The organism is Bremerella cremea, from assembly GCF_039541315.1.
Taxonomy (GTDB): domain Bacteria; phylum Planctomycetota; class Planctomycetia; order Pirellulales; family Pirellulaceae; genus Bremerella; species Bremerella cremea.
This window is the reverse complement of the sequence record NZ_BAABFZ010000003.1, coordinates 1,993,612-2,013,224: the sequence shown is the minus strand read 5'-3', so window position 1 is coordinate 2,013,224 and position 19,613 is coordinate 1,993,612. Positions and strand designations below refer to the sequence as shown.

Annotated in this window: 18 protein-coding genes and 1 tRNA gene; 5 read left to right on the top strand and 14 right to left on the bottom strand. The window is 57.3% G+C overall.

The genetic code is table 11. From position 1 onward, the window contains the following. The first annotated feature begins 314 nt into the window (after positions 1–314). Positions 315–1,739, top strand: coding sequence for a hypothetical protein (locus ABD890_RS10385; protein WP_345088516.1), 1,425 nt, complete (start codon positions 315–317; stop codon positions 1,737–1,739). A gap of 170 nt (positions 1,740–1,909) precedes the next feature. Here ABD890_RS10385 and ABD890_RS10380 read toward each other — a convergent pair whose 3' ends face one another. From ABD890_RS10380 to ABD890_RS10360, 5 genes are all read right to left on the bottom strand, one after another. Next, entirely contained in the window at positions 1,910–2,149 is a 240-nt protein-coding gene (locus ABD890_RS10380) for a DUF1653 domain-containing protein (protein WP_345088514.1), read from the bottom strand. A 64-nt stretch (positions 2,150–2,213) separates the two neighbouring features. Beyond that, positions 2,214–2,287, bottom strand: a tRNA-His gene (locus ABD890_RS10375). A 91-nt stretch (positions 2,288–2,378) separates the two neighbouring features. Next, positions 2,379–3,188 carry a creatininase family protein gene (locus ABD890_RS10370; protein ID WP_345088512.1) on the bottom strand — a complete coding sequence of 270 codons (810 nt, stop codon included), beginning with the start codon at positions 3,186–3,188 and terminating at the stop codon, positions 2,379–2,381. Positions 3,189–3,246: 58 nt separating this feature from the next. After that, positions 3,247–5,064, bottom strand: a complete 1,818-nt coding sequence (locus ABD890_RS10365; RefSeq protein WP_345088510.1) for a hypothetical protein — start codon at positions 5,062–5,064, stop codon at positions 3,247–3,249. 200 nt (positions 5,065–5,264) lie between these two features. Further along, complete coding sequence (locus tag ABD890_RS10360) at positions 5,265–6,269, bottom strand: sugar phosphate isomerase/epimerase family protein (protein ID WP_345088508.1); 1,005 nt, start codon at positions 6,267–6,269, stop codon at positions 5,265–5,267. A gap of 220 nt (positions 6,270–6,489) precedes the next feature. Between ABD890_RS10360 and ABD890_RS10355 the strand changes: the two genes are divergently transcribed. Together ABD890_RS10355 and ABD890_RS10350 are read left to right on the top strand one after the other, a co-directional pair. Continuing rightward, on the top strand, positions 6,490–7,518 hold the full coding sequence (locus ABD890_RS10355; RefSeq protein ID WP_345088506.1) for a hypothetical protein: 1,029 nt from the start codon (positions 6,490–6,492) through the stop codon (positions 7,516–7,518). 118 nt (positions 7,519–7,636) lie between these two features. Beyond that, positions 7,637–9,097: a hypothetical protein gene (locus ABD890_RS10350; RefSeq protein ID WP_345088504.1), complete on the top strand. Its 1,461-nt coding sequence runs from the start codon at positions 7,637–7,639 to the stop codon at positions 9,095–9,097. A gap of 129 nt (positions 9,098–9,226) precedes the next feature. Here ABD890_RS10350 and ABD890_RS10345 read toward each other — a convergent pair whose 3' ends face one another. The 9 genes from ABD890_RS10345 to ABD890_RS10305 form a co-directional block, all read right to left on the bottom strand. Beyond that, complete coding sequence (locus ABD890_RS10345) at positions 9,227–9,427, bottom strand: hypothetical protein (protein WP_345088502.1); 201 nt, start codon at positions 9,425–9,427, stop codon at positions 9,227–9,229. Between the two features lie 249 nt (positions 9,428–9,676). Then, entirely contained in the window at positions 9,677–9,952 is a 276-nt protein-coding gene (locus ABD890_RS10340) for a hypothetical protein (protein ID WP_345088500.1), read from the bottom strand. A 106-nt stretch (positions 9,953–10,058) separates the two neighbouring features. Beyond that, complete coding sequence (locus ABD890_RS10335) at positions 10,059–10,562, bottom strand: hypothetical protein (RefSeq protein WP_345088499.1); 504 nt, start codon at positions 10,560–10,562, stop codon at positions 10,059–10,061. A 118-nt stretch (positions 10,563–10,680) separates the two neighbouring features. Continuing rightward, a complete protein-coding gene (locus ABD890_RS10330) occupies positions 10,681–11,784 on the bottom strand; it encodes a cis-3-hydroxy-L-proline dehydratase (RefSeq protein ID WP_345088497.1) in 1,104 nt (367 codons plus the stop codon). 269 nt (positions 11,785–12,053) lie between these two features. Next, complete coding sequence (locus ABD890_RS10325) at positions 12,054–12,458, bottom strand: hypothetical protein (RefSeq protein ID WP_345088495.1); 405 nt, start codon at positions 12,456–12,458, stop codon at positions 12,054–12,056. Positions 12,459–12,595: 137 nt separating this feature from the next. Next, a complete protein-coding gene (gene pepF / locus ABD890_RS10320) occupies positions 12,596–14,425 on the bottom strand; it encodes an oligoendopeptidase F (RefSeq protein WP_345088493.1) in 1,830 nt (609 codons plus the stop codon). A gap of 208 nt (positions 14,426–14,633) precedes the next feature. Next, the gene (locus ABD890_RS10315; protein WP_345088491.1) at positions 14,634–15,695 is read right to left on the bottom strand and encodes a beta-ketoacyl-ACP synthase III; all 1,062 of its coding nucleotides are present in this window, start codon (positions 15,693–15,695) and stop codon (positions 14,634–14,636) included. Positions 15,696–15,816: 121 nt separating this feature from the next. After that, a complete protein-coding gene (locus tag ABD890_RS10310) occupies positions 15,817–16,176 on the bottom strand; it encodes a DUF2750 domain-containing protein (protein WP_345088489.1) in 360 nt (119 codons plus the stop codon). 152 nt (positions 16,177–16,328) lie between these two features. Further along, entirely contained in the window at positions 16,329–17,450 is a 1,122-nt protein-coding gene (locus tag ABD890_RS10305) for a Gfo/Idh/MocA family protein (protein WP_345088487.1), read from the bottom strand. A 258-nt stretch (positions 17,451–17,708) separates the two neighbouring features. On the opposite strand from ABD890_RS10305, the gene ABD890_RS10300 reads away from it, so the two are divergent. After that, positions 17,709–18,485 carry an NRDE family protein gene (locus ABD890_RS10300; RefSeq protein WP_345088486.1) on the top strand — a complete coding sequence of 259 codons (777 nt, stop codon included), beginning with the start codon at positions 17,709–17,711 and terminating at the stop codon, positions 18,483–18,485. A 140-nt stretch (positions 18,486–18,625) separates the two neighbouring features. Further along, on the top strand, positions 18,626–19,609 hold the full coding sequence (epmA, locus tag ABD890_RS10295) for an EF-P lysine aminoacylase EpmA (RefSeq protein WP_345088484.1): 984 nt from the start codon (positions 18,626–18,628) through the stop codon (positions 19,607–19,609). The last annotated feature ends 4 nt before the right edge of the window (positions 19,610–19,613 follow it).

Below are 19,613 nucleotides of genomic sequence, written 5' to 3'. Positions count from 1 at the left end.
AGCAGAATGGCAGTTTCGGTGGGCAAGCACGAGATGAGACCTCTGTGCATCGAGATGCGAGGATGAATCGTCAGTAAGCATGGTGATAACACCCCGCTAAGTGAGAAACAGCCCCTCCCTCAGGTTGCATGGCCGGGCGGTCGTTATAATTTGCCTAAAATACATAAGAACCTAATTTAACCAGTGTTCTGTAGCCGTTAAAATCGGCTCTTGCGAGCCACTTTGAGAGAATGTCCTACTGTTGAAGAGTCGCCTGAAGCGGCGGCGATACGCATCTATTTGTTTTTCAGAGTGATCTGGGGGAAAGATTGACTATGCTTCGTGTTTGTTTGATTCTGACGATGACCTTCTTAGCACTGCCACAACTGGCGGAAGCTGGTCGCCGTCACCACTGCAAGTCTGACTGTGTATCCGTCTGCGACGACGGTTGTGGCACTGCTGCTTGTTCGACATGCGGTGAAGCCGCACCTGCCCAGATGGTCGAAAAGACCGTCATGGTACCAACCAAGGTCATGGAAACGCGCACCGTTACCAAGACCGTCTGCAAGCCGGAAACCCGTGAAGAAACCTACAAGGTTTGCAAGCGCGTTCCGGAAACCAACTATGTGACCAAGGAATACACCGTGAGTGTTCCAACTTGGGAAACCAAGATGGTCGAGTACACCGTCTGCAAGCCCGTCTATGAAACCAAGACCGGCACCAAGACGGTTATGGTTCCGACCTACGAAACCAAGTTGGTCGACTACACCGTTTGCAAGCCAGTCTACGAAACCAAGACCGGCGTCAAGACCGTGATGGTCCCAACTTGGGAAACCAAGATGGTTGACTACACCGTTTGCAAGCCAGTCTACGAAACCAAGACCGGTACCAAGACCGTGATGGTCCCGACCTGGGAAACTAAGGTTGTCGACTACACCGTCAGCAAGCCAGTTTGGGAAACCAAGACCAAGACTTGCACCGTGATGGTTCCTACCCAGGAACAGCGCACCGGTACCAAGACTGTCTGCAAGATGGTTCCTGAAACCGTCACCAAGACGCGCTGCATCGACAAGGGCTGCTGGCAGACCAAGACCAGCACCGACTGCTGCGGTTGCCCAACGACCTGCAAGGTTTGGGTTCCTAACGTTGTCGAAGAAGCCTACGAATGCACCGTTAGCAAGCCTGTTACCGAGCAAGTGGAATACACCTACACGGTGTGTGTCATGAAGCCGGAAGAACGCACCACGACTTACAAGGTCTGCAACATGGTCACCGAGACCAAGCAGAAGGAAGTCAAGCACATGGTTTGCGTCCCGGAAACCAAGGAATACACCTACCAGGTGTGCAAGATGGTTCCGGAAACCCTGACCAAAGAAGTGAAGTACATGGTCTGCAAGCCAGAGACCCGTGAATACACTTACCAGGTCTGCAATATGGTTTCTGAAACCAAGCAGAAGGAAGTGAAGGTCAAGGTTTGCGTGCCAGAAACTCGCGAGTACACCTACCAGGTCTGCAAGATGGTTCCTGAAACCAAGACCAAGGAAGTGAAGTACATGGTCTGCAAGACCGAAACCCGCACCAAGGAAGTTCCGGTTACGACCTACAAGACCGTCTACGAAGACAAGGTTCGTACCTGCACCGTCATGGTTCCAACCACCGTTACCGAAGAAATTCAGGTTCCGGTTTGCAAGATGGTTCCTAAGACCATCATGGTTCCAGCTTGTGGCAGTGCCCCGGTTGCTTGCGGTTGCGGTGGCTAAGCCCAACGACCCGGCCTCGCCGGTCTGAAGCTAAATACGAAAAGGCCTGCGGTCGAGAGATCGCGGGCCTTTTTTCATGCGCGGAGGTTCAGCGGCCGAAAGGGAGGCCACACCGGGCCACGCGTTGCGGGAGAACCGAAGGGGAGGGGAGTCCGGCGGTTAGGCCTGCTCTAGAACGCCTCAGGGCCGACGTAGGCGAAGCGAGGGATCTGCTGACCATCGATCTCGACGGTCTCGGTAAACATCGTCAGAGGACGCACCCAGAGGCTCTGATCGCCGTAGTCTTTGCGATAAACCACCAGCGGCTCTTCAGTCTCGCTATGCCGGGCCACGCCCAGCACGACGTACTCGGGGCCTTTGTAATGACGATAACGTCCCGCAGTGATAGTTTCTGGGGGCAAATTCGACATGGGGCAGAAGTGCCTCTCAAGCGACGCCAGGCGAAGAAACGCCAATGGCAAGGAAGAAAGAAAGGGTGGGCGGAGGGATTCGAACCCACGACCCCTGGAACCACAATCCAGTGCTCTAACCAACTGAGCTACGCCCACCACGATCGAAGCGACTTATCTTAAATACCGGGCCGAATCTCGTCAATCGGCCCCCAAGGGCGATTTTCGCAAGATTCGCAATTTCAGGCACTTACCGCCCTTCGTTTACCTCGAACGGGAACGAATCGTCGACGTTCGCCGCGGAAAGTTGGACCAGGAACGGGGCCAGTCGGTTCGCCAGGATCTGCAAAAGTTGCTCCCCTTTTTCAGCGGTCGCCTCGTGAGGGTTTCCGGAGCCGGAATTGGTCGTCAGCAGGTGCCAGGGACGGGTAATCGACACCCACCCTTTCTCCAGTGCCTCGAATTGCATCGGTCTGACCGCTCCCGAATCAGCGTCGAACGACCCATCTGATCGTCGGGCGACCAGCTCGGGGTTATAGGCAAGGATTAGGGATGTTTCCATTTCTCCGGCGTGGTCTTCGTTGTGCTTGAAGATCTGGTGATAGTCGTCGCCGTCGAGGACTTTGAACCAGTTGCACAGAAAGACATGTGCCTCGGTTTTGCCGTACAGTTCGCGAAGCAGCGGCTTCATCTCGTTCCCGCCATGGCTGTTCAGCAGCACCACCTTCTTGATCCCACTTTCGACCAGCGATTGGACCAGATCGGTCACTACCGCGTACAGCGTCGATGGATTCACGTTCATCGCCAGCGGAAACTTCCGCATGTTGGTCTCGGTGCCGTACGGCATGGTCGGCAGCAGGATCACTTTCGCCCCTTGAGCATGGGCTGCTTCGCAAATCCGCTCGCCGATCATCGTTCCTTCGTAGTCGTCGGTCCCGTATGGCAGGTGCAAGTTGTGCGGCTCGGTAGCTCCCAGCGGCAGAACGGCGACCTCGTACGAAGTCTCTTTCACGTGACCATAACGGACTTCCGATAGTTTCCAGGGACGCGGGGCAGGCATGGTGAAGCTCCAACGAGAAAGAGAAACGTGGCAGGAGCTTTCGATTGTACGAGGCCAGCTATTGGTGAACTACCACGCCAGGCAACGATTGCTTCAGCCGGGCCACCCCGTCCGCGGTGACCTTGGTTTGGCGAGCATCGATCATTTCCAGATTCTTCAGCCGAGCTAAACCAAGCAGACCTTCGTCGCCGACCTGGGTGACTGCCATCCGCAGCACTTTCAAGTTCGACAGTCCACGCAGTTGGGCGATCCCGGCATCGGTGACCCGGGTACCGCTGATGTCGAGCTCTTCGAGCGACTTCAGCTTGCCAATCGTTGCCATCGATGCGTCGGTGACGCTGGTCGAGGCAACGCACAAGTCACGCAGCTTCTGGCAATCTTTCAGGAAAGGGATGCCAGCGTCGGTGATGTTAGTGACTTGCAGGTCGAGCCAGCGAAGCTCTGGGAACTTGCCAATGTGCTCGAGCGCCTTGTTGGTCAGCTTCGTCGCGCCGCATAGTGATAGGTCCGTGGTCGGTCCATCAGCGGGAAGGGCCAGCACTTCTTCGTCGGTCACTTGCAGATAGCTGAGATAACCGGCGTCGATCTGGGGATACTCCTGGCCGGTTTCCTGCATCAAGGTCAGCGGAATGTCGTTGCCTTGATACATCTTGTAGAGCGTGCGGATGAACGGCTCTCGCAGCGAACGCTCGTCGCCATCCAGCAAGTACTGCGTCAAACCAGCCGAGTGGCTGTAGATCGCCGAAATGTCTTCGCGCTTCTGTAGCTTCTCGCGGCCGAGCTCGACGATCTCGGCCAGCGGCATGTGAAAGTTGCCGACGAAATAGCGGTTTCGGGCATACTGCAGCCGCGAAGCATCGAGCCCGCCCAGTGTCATGTAGCCATCGAAGATCCGCAGCGATTCGAGATACATGGCCACCCCTTCGACTGCCCAGGCATTGAAGTTCAGCCCGACATCTTTGCTCGCCGAACGATACTCTTGAAACAGTTGGTGCGACACCTCATGGTGCCAGGTCGCATGGGCCGTTTCGTCTTCGCTGTGAAACAGATAGACCTTCTCGTCATCGAACTGGTAGATCCCCAGCGTGATACCGATTCGCGGCTGAACCGGTTCCAGGTAGCTGACATATTCACCACGCGACTTGAACAGCACAACTTGAAACTTCTTCCGCACCGGGCTGGGCGTGCTGCCGTTAAAGTAACTGGCCAACTGGCGAGGGTTGCTCCAGAACGAGAAGAACATCTGCTCCCACGCCGAGTAAACCACTTCCAGCCGTTCCCCCAGCTTCAAGCCTTCCGCTTCGCTGTGGTTGGTCAGGATCTCGAAGTGAGGCGTATCGATCTGCCAATAACTTCGCGCTGGCCAGCCGAGCTTGGGATGTTCGTAACGGGGCTGCTTGGCGCGGGTCACTACGCCAGGGCGACGCCATGCGCCGTTGACGTTGGCATAGCCCAGGATCCGCCGGGCTTCAGCGTGATCGGGATTGTTGCGTAAGACTTCGTGCAACGTTTGATACGAGGCCGCCCCTTGTTCCGCGTCGACCAGTTTGCGGGCATGCTCGAACAACGCATCCGCGTAAGCGTTACGAAGTGAGCGGAACTTGGAATACCAAAACTGCTCGAGCTGCGGGGCGCTGCTCTTCGGTTCAAGCGGATCGGACTCTGGCACCAGGTAAAGCACGTTCGCTTCACCCATCGCAGGAATCAGCCAGTCGCGGGTTGTCTTCGCTTGTGCCGGCAGGCCGACTTCATCCGCCTTCTTGGCCAACGCTTCCAACTCGGTCTGCATCCGCGAATCGATCTCGCTACGCGACGGCGCGGCGGTATCCAAAGCGACAGCCGAAAGGATCAGGATGGCGGCGGTGGTCAGATGCACGATGGTTTCCGGAAAGAGGAGAACGGACTCGATAGTCTAGTGTGATCCCTGGGGCGGTTTCTTACCAATTATTGGCATCGGCGCACGAAAAAACCGAGCGGGCCATTTCGACCTGCTCGGTTTTTTTCGGTTGTAGGGCTTGCCGTGGCAAACCGGCTCGACCGTCGTCTCCCCAGCCCAAAGCGGGGGCGACAGGCGATTTACTGCTTTTCTTTGTCGAAAGCGGAGTCGAAGGCGACATCGCTGGGGGCGAAGTCGATGCTGCGAACGAATTCACACGACTCTTCGGCACCATGCAGGCGATCCATGCCGCTGTCTTCCCATTCGACACTCAGTGGACCGGTGTACTGGATGTCGTTGAGGGCGCGGATGATTTCTTCAAAGTTCACGCCACCATGGCCTGGGCTGCGGAAGTTCCAGCCGCGACGATGATCGCCGAAATCGATGTGGCTGCTCAGGATGCCGCTGCGTCCGTTGAGCGTGGTGATCGCGTCCTTGATGTGGACGTGATAGATACGATCGGGGAAGTAACGAATGAATTCCACAGGATCGATACCTTGCCACAGCAAGTGGCTAGGATCGAAGTTGAAACCGAATTCTTCGCGGTGACCGATCGCTTCCAGGGCACGTTCGGCACTATAGATATCGAAGGCGATTTCGGTCGGGTGAACTTCCAGGGCGAACTTGATGCCGCATTCGCCGAACACGTCCATGATCGGGTTCCAGCGATCGGCGAACAACTTGAAGCCGTCGTCGATCATCTTCGGAGGAACCGGTGGGAAGCTATACAGCAGGTGCCAGATGCTGGAACCGGTGAAGCCGTTCACCACCGGCACGCCAAACTTCTGGGCGGCGCGGGCAGCGTTCTTCACTGCTTCGGCAGCGCGATCGTTGACGCTGGCCGGATCCCCATCACCCCAGACCGATTCTGGCAGAATCGACTTGTGGCGTTCGTCGATGATGTCGCAGACAGCCTGACCACAGAGGTGGGTGCTGATCGACCAGCAGCCGAGGTCGAACTTGTCGAGCTGTTCGCGTTTCTTGTCGCAGTAGTCGTCCTCGGTGACGGCGCGGTCCACTTCAAAGTGGTCCCCCCAGCAAGCCAGTTCGAGACCGTCGAAGCCAAAACCTTTCATCGTTTTAGCCAAATCGTCCAACTTCATATCGGCCCATTGGCCGGTGAACATCGTGACTGGGCGAGCCATGCCGTGCTCCTTTTCGGGGGTGAAAACGCGTCGATGGAATGTCTATTGAAAATTGTGGGGACATTCGGAATCGGTATTTTGTCGGTTGCTGCTGCCAGTTGCAACCAGACAGACCACGCCAGTAGGTGATTTCCAAGGGTAGCGATTCTGCCGATTTCCGGGCTGGCGGCGAACTGGGTGCTATATTGAATCGTGAACCTGAACAAGAGGACCCGAGGCAATGACGGCACTTCGTACCTGGCTAACTACGCTTGTTTTTCTCGCCACCACCAGCGCGGCCCTGGCGGACCATCATGTTTCGCTGGAAGTGATCACCGAAAAGGGGATCTCGATTACCGCGCTGCAGGCCTGGAACAAACTGCTTAACGGCAAAGGAGCCGATTCGGTTTCGATTCGCTCTGGTCGCGAAGGAGAGAAGGTCGGTATCGTCGAGTCAGGGCAGGGAAGTTCCAAGTCGTACCGCGTGACGGCGATTCTGTCGCGGAAAGAAACGCTGCACTTGCCGGACGGCACGAAATTCACCAAGCGAACGATCGGCGAGCTCCCCGCGTGGTTCAACAAGATCAAAGTGGGTGGCGAAGAAGAACTGAAGCGTCGCCCTGGTGGCGACGGCATGACCTCAACCGAACGCGGCGAAGTGAAGAACAGCCTGGCGAAAGTGGTCGACTTCGAGACCAAGGGGCAGCCGATGGGCGATCTGCTCGGCTCGATGCGCGAGCTGACCGGGCTCGAATTCCGCGCGACGCCGGCGACCATTGCCCGCGTGAAAATGGAAAAAGCGGAAGACGAAGTGAAGGGGATCTCGGCAGGGGCCGCGATGGCCATTCTGCTGCGGGCGCATGGCTTCGCGCTGGTGCCCAAGCGTGAAGTGGGTGGCGCCGTCAATCTACACGTAGTAAGTCTTGGCAGCGCGGAAGACGCGTGGCCGATTGGTCAGCCGCTGACGCGCAGCCCAGCCGATACTTGCCCGGTGCTGTTTCAGTTTATCGATGTCGAGATCAATCGCACGCCGCTCGAAAAAGCGATGGGCGCGATCGGGGGCCGGTTGAAGACACCGATCTTCTACGACCATTACAAGATCGCTCAGGACAAGATCGATACCAATATCGATGTCCGTTTTCCCAAAGACAAAACGTTCTATAAGAAGATCCTCGACCACATTCTGTACCAGGCCTTTCTCAGCATCGACCTGAAAGTGGACGAAGCCGGAGCCCCCTTTCTGTGGGTGACTTCCGCAAAACGGGGGTAATTCTTTGTTCAAATTAGCGCAGGTCCGCTTCGCGCTGTTTAGAATAGCGCAACCGTGATGTCACCGACATCGTTGTGCTGAATCGACCTGCCTTGTTGACCTCTGAATGAACTCTGCCATGACTTCCCATCGATCTTTGTTTGGGGGCGGCTTCTATATGAAGTTGCCAGGACTGTTGCTGTTGTTGGCTGCCGCGTGGGGAATGACTTTCCCCGGGCAAGCATCTGCCGCCGATCTGGCTGCCTGGAAAAAGGCGGGAGAGAAGCCGAGCTACTTCGTCGAGATCGGCGATGGCAAGTGGGTGGAAGCCCAAGAAGAAGGTCGCGTTCTTCCGTTCGAGCAACTCTCGCGCGATGCCCGCAACGTCGAACTGATCGACCGCCGCCGCAACATTAAGATCAAGCTGCATAGCGACCACGCCGAACTATCGAACCAGGGACGGCCTTACACGCGTTGGCTCAACGGTGGTTGGACGAACTATAAGAAGCTGCCAGAGTTCGCGCGGTTCTCGCCGATCGATCACAAGGTGCGACTGGTTTACTTCGTGCCCACCGATCGCGAGCCAACCGCCAACTATCGCGAGAAGATCAACACGTTGATGTCGATCGTCAACGACACCTACAAGTTCGAGTTCAAACGTCGCGGTCTGCCCGATCGTGGTTTGGAATTTCAATTGGATGAAGATGGCCAGCCGATCGTGCATCTGGTGCGGGCCAAGCATCCGGCGCAGCATTACAACGGCGCGCCGAACTACGACACCTACTACCAGTTGCGACAGATCTTGCCAGAGATCCCCAACAGCATCGGTTCCGAGCAGACCCATCTGCTAGTGACCTTTGCGGAAACGTACGATCCAGGTCCGAACCGTGTTGAATGGCCCGGCGGGATCGCGCTGGGTGGCTGGCGTTCGCCGGATGGCGGCACGGCAACGTTCTCGGCCTGGGTGCTGCAAGATATGTTCTGTGCGACCACCGTCGAAGCGCAGCGCAAGTTGTTCAACGATCGCACGCCGATCGAAGGCCGCACCGCGCTGGGACATGGTCGCAAGAATTCGCCACGCTTCGAGTTTATCGAAGATGGTATGGGCGCTGTCGTGCACGAAGTAGGGCACGCGCTGGGGTTGCCGCACGATCAACGTGACGACCAGCATTACATCATGGGGAATGGTTTCCGCACGCTGAGAGCCAACCTCAATCCGAAGACGCCGGTCAAAGATCGAGCACGTTTCTCCGACGCGAATGCCCGTATCCTGGCGTCTTCCCGTCTGCTCAATCCGGAAGTCGACAAGACCGACGAGGTTCCTCCGACAGTCGAACTAAAGGTAGAGCCGACCGACAAGCCGAATCTCTACAAAGTCCATGTGCTGGCCAGAGATGATCGCGGCGTGAAAGCCGTTCTTTACTACGACGACGTGCGAGGCTGTGTTGCCGAGGGGAAGGGACTGGAAGGAACGGAAGCGGAAGACGAGATGGAACTCGAGTTTCAGACCGATCGCGAAAAGAACGAAGTCCGAATCCAGGCTCGCGTAATCGACCAGGGTGGTAACATTACGACCGTTCAGAGCATCCTCAAGCCATAAGGTTTGACGATGGTTGCCATAGAAAAAACGCACCTGAGACAATCGCCTCAGGTGCGTCGATGATGGTTACGGGATGGGGTGTCGAGTGGGCTCGTAAATTTGGGGCGAGCCAAACGACGTTCCGCAATCCTAGTTTCCGAAGTTCAGCCAGCGAAGTCCGCCATGATACGGCGACACGTAGCGTGCCGTGTAATAGTCATGAGCGGTTGCGTGCTGAGGATGATAACTGACGTTGCGATAGTGAGGTCCGCGTCCCCAGCCGGCGTCGGCAGAAGCTACGAACGTTAATCCAGCACAAACAACAGCCATCAACATCAGAGTGCGGTACATCTTGAAGTCTCCTTAAGATTCGTGAAATCTCGTAAACGATTCCTCCCCACAAATCCCAAGTACTTGCCGCTATTATTCGCGGCTGGGGCCAGATGCTCTAGGAAACCTTGCTAAGAGCCGTCGTTTATGCCTGACAGCGGTTGGACATTTAGCCAACTCAGGTCGACTTGCTCTTATTCACGGGGCGTTCTTCTGGTGTCGGCAAGCGGCAGCCACCCAGAGCATCATTCCCCTCAGGCGACCGGTTCGTTAGAAACCGATGCCGATACTGAAGCCTGGACCATAGCCATAGCTACGATATCCATAGCTGCGACCGTAGTAGTTTGGACGGTAGTAGCGTGGGCCATAATAGGCACGGGAATAGGGAGCACGATAGACCGAACGACGGGCCGGATAGCCATAGTATCCACCGACGCGAACGGCAGGGGCTCGGTAAAAACGACGTCCGCCGGCATCGGCCTGCGACGTGTTCGCAAACATAAAACCGGCAGTAACCAAGGCAGCCAACAAAAGCGTTCGAAACATGATAATTCTCCTTAGTGCTGAGAGATAACTGGTGAGCCTCCCCCAAAAACTAAAGCACTAACAAGCAGTTGCCATGCCAAGCGGCCCGGAAATTGGCCGCATCCCGCTAAGGGCATAGATAGGGGGCCCCACGCAAACGCAATTGCGGCAGCGATTCGACCTGCTCGAAATAGATGTCGACGACCTGGTGATCTCCCAGGATTCCCGATGCGGGCGTTTTCGAGGTGATGGTCACTTCGTAGATACCATCTTCCAGCAGCAACTGCTGCGACTTGGGACAATCTGTTTCCCAGTCGGCTAAATCATTCAGGTCTCGAAAGCAGACGCGGCCTCCCTGGCAATTCAAAGCGAGCTTCAACTGAAACTCTTCGTCGGTCGCTTCCAGATCTGGGGCGTCGCGCAAAATGCGGAGCTCGAAGTTACCGGCGGTTCCGGTGCAGAAGCCAACGATCGATCCTTCGCGAACATGACGCTCGACGTCGTGGGCCTCCATGTAATGACGACCAAAGTAGTCGTCACCTTGCTCGATATGCTCGACGCTGCCGGGCGAATAAAAGATGATCCCCAGGCCGGAGGTCTCCAGGAGAATCGTTTTGACGATGCCACTCATGCGTTTGCTTGCCCTACGCGTGGTGTTCGATCTGCGGGATGTCACGGTGCGCGGATCGCAATCGGGCATCGCTTGCTGAAGGCGATGCCCTGATCGCTGGATCCTTCTAAGGAAAAGCTTAACTGATACTGACGACCGGTTCGCCTAAAACGTCCATGCGTGGCGAGATCCCGAGACCTGGCTGCTGCGAGGCCTGCATCCGGCCATGCACCCGTTGCGGGGCACCTTCGGCGATGCTGGTGGTGACGTAGCTGTTGAAGTCGGTCGAAGTGAAAAGATGTTCGGTCGGCGTGCTGTGGGCCAGGTGCGAGATCGCCGCCGTGACGATGTCGCCACCCCAGCTATCTTCGATCGTGACGACTAGTCCCTGCGAAACGGCCAGGTCGCGGGCCAGCTTCGCCTTGGTCAGCCCGCCAAACTTGCTGATCTTGATATTCACCGCATCGGCAGCTCGTTCCGAGATGCAACGGACGAGCATGTCGTGCCCGTCGATCACTTCATCCAGCACGAATGGCAGCGGCGTCTTCTCGCGAATGACACGGCACTCTTCATAGGTCGCACAAGGCTGCTCGATATAGACATCGACATCGCGGACGGCGTTCACGACACGCAAGGCATCGTGCGGCAGCCAACCAGTGTTGGCGTCGGCGATCAACTTGTCGCCCGGTCCCAGCACTTCGGCCACGGCACGAATCCGGGCGATGTCGTCGCTGGCCTGACCGCCTACCTTCAACTGAAAGCGGCGATAACCTTCTTCGCGATAACCAGCCACCTTGGCCGCCATCTGTTCGGGCGACTGCTGCGAGATCGCTCGGTAGAGAACGTAATCTTCGCCGTAGCGCCCGCCAAGCAGTTCGCAGACCGGCAGACCGGCGACCTGACCCAGGATGTCCCAGCAAGCAATGTCGATCGCCGACTTCACATAAGGGTGACCCTTCAGCAGATAATCCATCCGGCGATTGAGCGGGCCAAGCTGTGTCGGATCGACGCCCAGCAGTTGTGGGCCGATCTCTTGCAAGCCGGTGCGAACACCTTTCGCGTATGCCGGCAAGTAGACCGGACCGAGCGGGCAGACTTCGCCGTGACCCACCACGCCGGCGTCGGTTTCGACCCGGACGACGGTGCTGTCGAAGGTGGTGACACTCTTGCCTTCGCTCCAAGCGTAGTTACCTTCGACCAGAGGGAGATCAATTTGGTAGGCGGAAATGCGGGTGATTTTCATGAGGAGTCGTTCCCGGAAGTGTGGTTGCGATCGGTTGATTTTAAGGCAACGCGACCCCTCGTAATACTTGGCTGCGCAAATTTTCTCATTTGCGTGAGGCAGGGAGAGCTTATCGTTTCCAGAACTGCCACCATTTGGCAGTGGGGCGAAGCTCGACGAAGCTTCGCGGATGGTCTTCGGTGGGCTCTTCGTAGATCGCGAAGCCCGTCAACTGCCGAGCGACTTCCAGGGGAACTTCCAGAATGCAGTCGACCTCGGGCTGCTGATCGTCACAGATCGTTTGCTGCGACGAACTCTTCGCATACCTGTCGGTAGCACGCCGGAAGGGGGCCCGATGTCGTGAGATGATGATGCCCCGCCGGTTGGTGGCTGTCGTGATGGATCTGCCAAAGCGGTTGTCCATACTGCCAACTGGCCGAGGTCGCGATCATCAAGTGTTCTTCGACCGCACAGCAAATCACTTCACCAAACTGCGACAGCCCGGCCAGATCTTGCGCCGCGGCAAAGTCGGCATCCTTCGCCACCACCACATACCATTCGTCGCGCAGCTGTATGCCGGCCAGCGGCCAGGTGGGGTGCGTCCCTTGTTGATCGGTGGGCTGAAGATCGATATGCCGCAGCACGCTCGACGCACTAGCGCCGCGCACCGCGAGCCAGGAATAGGCGAATCCCACGTGGTTGTCTCCTTCGTTGCCGCACGTCCGAAAGCGAACCCAACAGCATCATACGGAAACCGACCGCCTGGAAATACAAAAGGCACGGAGTTTTCACTCCGTGCCCTTTGAAGTTTTATGCGAAGAGTCGATGAAGACTACAGCAGGTCGTTCAACTGATCGACCAGGCTCTCGAAGTGGCTCAGTGCCATGTCGACTGGTTTGGGGCTTTCCATGTCGACGCCGGCATCTCGCAGCAAGTCGAGCGGATACTTCGAGCAACCACCCTTCAGGAACGACAAGTAATCGGTCAGTTCCTGTTTGCCGCCGTTGAGCACTCGCATGCTCAGCGCGATCGCTGCCGACAAACCGGTCGCATACTTGTACACGTAGAACGCGCGGTAGAAGTGCGGAATGCGGAGACACTCCAACTGCAACTGCGAGTCGATCGCGAAGTCGGGACCGAAGTAACGTTCCAGCAAGCCGCGATAGACTTCCTGTAGCGACTTCGAGGTCAGCGGTTCGCCTGCTTCACACATGGCGTGTGTGATCTTCTCGAACTCGGCGAACATCGTCTGACGGATGATCGTGCCACGAATCGCATCGATGTCGCGGTTGATCAGATAGGCCCGTTCCAGATCGTTGGTGGCGTTCTCTTGCAGGTACTGGCTTAGCAGCTGTTCGTTGAACGTACTGGCAACTTCCGCGACGAAGATCGTGTAGTTGTAGTACTGATACGGCTGCGTCTTGGCCGAGTAATAGCTGTGCATCGAGTGGCCCGCTTCGTGAGCCAGCGTGAAGACGTCGTCCAGCACGTCGACTTTGTAGTTCATTAAGATGAACGGAGCCGCGTCGAACGTTCCGCAACTGAAGGCACCACTCTGCTTGCCGGCGTTCGGATAACGATCGCACCAGCGAGCCTTGGTCAGGCCATCCTTCAGGACGTCGCAATATTCCGGACCAAGCGGAATCATCGCTTCCATAATCATATCGACCGCTTCGTCCCACGTCTGCTTCTTCTTGATCTGGTTCAAGATCGGCACGTAGGTATCGTAGTGGTGGATGTCTTTCAGCTTCATCTTGCGGCGGCGCAGTTCCAGGTAACGGTGGACAGCCGGCAGATGATTATGGACCGAATCGATCAGATTGTCGTAGACCGTTTCCGGAATGTTGTCGCTGTACATCGCCTGGTGACGCGCACTCTCGTAACCACGCACGCGAGCGTAGTAGACATCTTTCTGAATCGAACCAGAAAGGGTCGCGGCCAGGGTGTTCTCGTGGGCCTGGAACTGGTCGAAGTATTGCTCGAACGCCTTCTTACGAACCTTGCGTTCTGGCGACAGCAGGAACTCGATGTAAGTCGAGTTGGTCAGATCGCAGTCTTCGCCGTTTTCGTTCTTGACGGTGCCAAACTTCATGTCGGCATCCAGCAGTTGGCGAAACGCCTTCGACGAGGCACCCGCCATTTCGCTTTGCATCGCCAGAAGGCGTTCTTCCTTCTTGCTCAGCGTGTACTTTTTGTAGCGAGTCATCCGTTCGAGGACGAGACGATAGCCCTTCAAGACCGGATCGTCCATCAACTCTTGCAGACGCTTGGCGGGGATCGCTTGGATTTCAGGAGCGATGTAGCTGGCGGCCTGGCCCAGCTTGCTGGCGACCGACTGGAAGCGAGCGATGCGTCGCTGGTTTTCGTCGTTGGCCTGGTCTTCGGTGGTGCGGAGGTAGGCATACACGCCCAGGCGTTCGCCCAGTCGATCGACTTCGGTATCGAACTTCAAACAGGCCAGCAGTTCTTTAGCGCCGTTGGCAAGTGTCCCTTTGAACTTGTCGAAGCCTGCTTCCTTTTTGGCCAGCTTGGCGAAGTCTTTTTCCCAGGCGTCGGCATCTGGGTAAAGGCTACTCAGATCCCAGGTATCGCCTGCGGCGACTTCCTCTCGAGTGAGGGTCTTTTTGACAGACTTCTTCGCGGCTTTGCCAGTGGTGGCCATGTTGGTTCCTTTTAGGGGTTCTTCATTCGGCATGCTTCCACGCAATCGTAACGCGTTAAAGCATACGATTAAAGACGAGCATGTGGGGCGAAAAGCGTACCGCTGAGGGGTATTCAGACGGCCGAAGGGCCTGATCTTCGGCCTAACCAGACGTGGCGAAAGCCTTCCGTTAAGAAACGGCCCGGCCGAGGTGTCGCTGCCAGGACACTTACCACTGGAAGACGGTCGTGCCCCACGAAAGCCCGGCGCCAAAGCCGCACAGCAGAATGCGATCGCCTGGCTGGACGAGTCCCTTCTGCATGGCTTCGTCGAGCACAATCGGAACGCTGCCCGCCGACGTGTTGCCGTAGCGGTCGAGGTTCACAATCATCTTCTCGCGCGGGAAGCCAAGATTCTCGCACGCGGCGTCGATAATGCGGACATTTGCCTGGTGCAGCATCACCAGCGAGATGTCGTCGACGGTCAGGTTCGCGTGATGCAGCACGTCGCGGATCGAGTCTTCGATCACACGTACCGCCCACTTGAAGACCCCGCGGCCATCCATTTGGAGGTACTGCTTTCCTTCGGCCAGGTTCTCCGGCGTTAGTGGTTCGCGAGAGCCACCGCCAGGGACGCACAGCATCTCGGCCCCTTCGCCTTCGCTGCCGAGCGTGTACGAGATCATGCCTTGCTCTTCCGAGCCAGGCCCCAGGACAACCGCGCCGGCACCATCGCCGAACAGGGGATAGGTCTTCTTGTCTTTTGGATTGGCGATCCGCGACAGAAGGTCGGCACCGACTACGAGCGCTCGACGGCTGGTTCCCGTTTTGATGAACTGGGCCGCGGTGATCATGGCGTAAAGAAAGCCGGCACACGCAGCGCTGACATCCATGGCCGCCGCACGAATCCCCAGACGCTGCTGCAGTCGACATGCGGTCGATGGGGTCAGCGAATCAGGCGTGAACGTACCTACGACAATCAGGTCGATCTCGCTGGCATCGACACCGGCCGATTCCAACGCGGCGATCGCCGCTTCGTACGCCATGTCGCTGGTTGCCAGGTCCGCAGGTGCATGCCGACGTTCCTGGATCCCGGTGCGCTGGATGATCCATTCCGGATCGCAGCCGAGCGACGAAAGGTCTTCGTTCGGGACTACGGTCTCTGGCACGTAGCTGCCGGTACCGAGAATCTGAAAACCCATCAACGAACGAAGGTGGCTCCGGTCGGAAGGAACCGGACGCGTCGAGTTGGCTTCGCTACGGGGAGAGGAATTAGGTTGCGCCGTCGCCATGCTGTCGTTTACTGAGAGAACCGGAGCGGGAAAACGGTGTAATGTACCACAATTGCCATTGGCCCTCATGCCTATTTCGAGCGGCGTTGCGCTGAAAGTAGCAGGAGAACCGGCTTGGCAATTATAGAAGTTCGGCCCGCAAAGCTACCGCATCGACAAACACAGGTCCGTCAAACGGCGTGGGGAAGACCGCCACTTTCATCCGCATCCGGGTCAGTTTGTCGACCCAGCGTTCGTTGAAACTGGAAAGCTTGATGGCCTTAGGGGCATGTTGTCGCCACTTATCCGTAGCGCAAAGGCGGGCGTGCTGTTCATCGGGCCAAACGACCAGCCCTTTCTTGCCATTGTCGTCGGAGGCTTCCGCCCAGCCGTCGACATACAGCCCCCACAACTCTTGCGTCTCGGATACCTTGCGAATGAATACTTGCAGGCGATCAGGACCGCTCAGGTCGACCATGCCGGCATTCTTGCTTGAGAACATGGGGCCTCTCCCAATTTGTTGCTTGCTATTTGCTGAGAAAAGATCCGGAGAACTTGCCACTTTCTCCGGGCAACGCTGGCCATCACGCGGCACGGTGGGGATCGTGCCGCGTTAAAAGGGAAACATTTCGTAGTCGATTTGAGAACCGACTGCTACACAGGTTCGTTCGGGATATCGACCCAGGCCCGCTTTTCGTGCGACTCGAGCACCGAGTCAGCCACGATCTGCGCCATCAAACCTTCGTAGTAGCTCGGCACCGCTTCGCGACCTTCGCAAATGGCCGAGACAAATTCCCAGATCAGATCATAGCGGAAAATGGTCGCCGCTTCACCCATATCGGTGGTGCGAGGGCTCCCTTCAGGGGTCAGGAACTCTTCCGGCACGGTGACCGGGTGGAGGTCGTCCCCTGTCTTGCCCAGCAAGATGGTATTCGGTTCATGAAGCTGATAGACGGCCGAACCTTCGCTGCCGTTGATCTCGGCCCACTCGTGACCGAAACCATTACGGTGATAGCCTTTGGCAAGCGTCGTGCCTTCCCAGACACCCACCGCGCCGCACTCGAATTCACCAATCAGCGACGACCAGTCATCCACTTCGCTAGGCGGGCATGGCTTGCCGTCGGCGGTGACATCGCGCTTGGTGAACTGAGCCACCGCGCCGCAAACGCTCTTGATGGGACCCAGCAGGTCGCGGGCGAAGTCGATACGGTGGATCGTCATGTCGAACAGGTCGCCGGCACCTGCTTTGTCTTTGTACTGACGCCATCCCCAACTCGTCTCCGGCCAATCGAGGAATCGCTGGCTACGGAAGTGGCGTGGTTCGCCCAGTTGGCCCGATTTCAACAGGCTTCGCAGGTACCGCATCGACGGAGCGAAACGGTACGTAAACGCGGTCATATGAACGACTTTGTTGTCGCGAGCCGAGTGATACATCTCGCGTACTTCACCGGCGTTCAAACCGAGCGGCTTCTCGGCCATGACATGCTTGCCGTTCTGCGAGGCGAGCAGCGAGATCTCTCGGTGGGTGAAGTTCGGGGTCGCGATGATCACGGCGTCGACTTCCGGATCAGTACAAATCTCTTCCACACTTGTGGTGGTCTTGGCGACTCCCCAGTCCTTCTTTCGCTGCTCGAGAAGCTCGGTGCTGGTATCGCAAGCGGCAACCAGCGTGGCCCGCGGGTCGATGTTGATACCAGGGACATGGTGATAGTGACTGACAGCGCCGGCGCCGATAATAGCGATTTTGACGGGGTTTTCGGCAGAATGCTGGGACATTGGGGCAATCTCTTGGGATTAGGTCAGATAGGACGGATTCCTTAAAAGTGGGGCCAATGGGCATGATTTAGCCACTGGTTTCACACCACCTTCAGGGAGCCCTCCGGGAAAGTTGTTTTAACAAAAATTTAGGTACTCGACCCCCATTAAAGGGTGTCCGAAAGGTGAAAAAAGAATAGACTCAAAAGGATTAGATCAGCCTTGGGGCGTGACCAGGGTACCGACTTTTTCTAACCTCTAGCCCCGCTCTTTAACAATATGTGCCTATTGGCAATCCAATACCGAAGCGTTCCCGAGGCGCCGATTCTCCTCGCCGCAAACCGGGAAGAGTTTTACGATCGTCCCACGTTGGCCCCTTCGATTCAATCGGGGAAGCCTCGAGCTTTGTGTGGAATTGATCAACAAGCCGGGGGTACCTGGCTCGGTGTCAATCAGCATGGGCTCGTTGTCGGATGCACCAATCGCCGCAAAATGAAACGACCTGCTGTCCCCCGTTCGCGTGGGCTGCTTTGTCGTGAATTGTTGCGGGCCAGCAGCGCTCAGGCTGCGGTCGAAGTGGCGATGGAAGGGCTGATGTCGGAACAATACGACGGTGTCAACTTCATCATGGCCGACGCTGACAGCGGTTGGGTCGTGCATGGTGGCGACGACGTGAATGCCCAGCGTCTGGAAGATGGCTTGAACCTGATCGGCGGCATGGATCTGAACGATCCACGCGACGAACGTGTTCAGTTGGCCCATCGCCTGATGACGCTGCAGACCTTGGACTCGGCCGTGAAGTTTCTGGCCGTCTCCAGCAAGGTGTTCGCACGCCCACCAGCAGCTCAAGGCCGTCCTGGCATGGTCATCGAAGGGAAGGAATGGGGAACGGTCAGCTCCACGCTGATCTCGCTGGGCAAAAAACCTCGCGACGCCATCTTCCAATACGCAGAAGGTGCACCGACCAAGGTTGGCTACGAAGATTACTCGCCACTGCTGCGAGACATCCTCAGCCGCGGTCTCCGCGAAGCACGTGCCTCGCGAGCCGAAGCCTAGTCTCCGCTGGACGCAATGCAAACAATTGAAAGGGCACTTCACTGTGGTGAGGTGCCCTTTTTTCGTACCCTTGGTTTCAGTACCAGGATGCCAGAGGGCTTGCGGAAGCAAGCGGCCAGGTGTCCTTCGCAGGCGATCGGATGGAAACAAGCAGTTGGCGACCGACAGCGTCGCTCGAAAATCTGAAACACCGCAACCAGGTCACCCAGACCTTGCGGCGTTTCTTTCTGGGGAAAGGCTTCTGGGAAGTCGAGACTCCGCTTCTCTCACGCGACACGGTGATCGACACGCATCTCGATCCGGTGCCGGTCACGCTGGCCTGGGATCCGGCGCGGCCAGACCAGGGAGATCGCTATTATCTGCAGACCTCGCCGGAGTTCGCCATGAAGCGGCTCGTCGCGGCTGGTGCCGACGCGATCTTTCAGATCTGCAAAGCGTTTCGCCTGGCCGAGGTCGGCGCGCACCATAATGTCGAGTTCACTCTCGTCGAATGGTATCGCGTTGGCGACGACCTGGCGGCTGGCATACAGCTGCTGTCCGATCTGGCGGAAGCAGTCCTGCAGCGCGGACCGGCCCATCAGCTTAGCTACCGCGAAGCCTTTCAAACGCATCTCGATTGCGACCCGCTCGAAGCATCCGGCAAACAGTTGCGAGCGATTGCCGAGGCACACAACGTCGACGTGCCGCACTCCTTCAGCGACGAAGATCGCGACGCACTGCTCGAGCTGTTATTGTCCGAGTTGATTCAACCGAAGCTTGGCACGCTGCAGCCGGTGATCTTGTATCACTATCCCGCATCCCAGGCCGCCTTGGCTCGGATCGATGCCGACGATGCCCGCGTGGCGTGTCGCTTCGAACTGTTCGTCGACGGGATGGAGCTTGCCAACGGGTACGACGAACTGCTCGACCCGGCGATCCTGGTCGAAAGAAACCGGGCCAATAACACGGCCCGCGCGGCGCTGGGCAAGCCAACGTTGCCAAAAGATAGCCAGCTGATCAGCGCCATGCAGGCCGGATTGCCGGCATGCAGTGGCTGTGCCTTGGGGCTCGATCGATTGCTGATGGCCGCCTTGCAAGCGCGCTCGATCGATGAGGTGATTCCGTTTCCAACGCGGCAAGCGTAGTCGC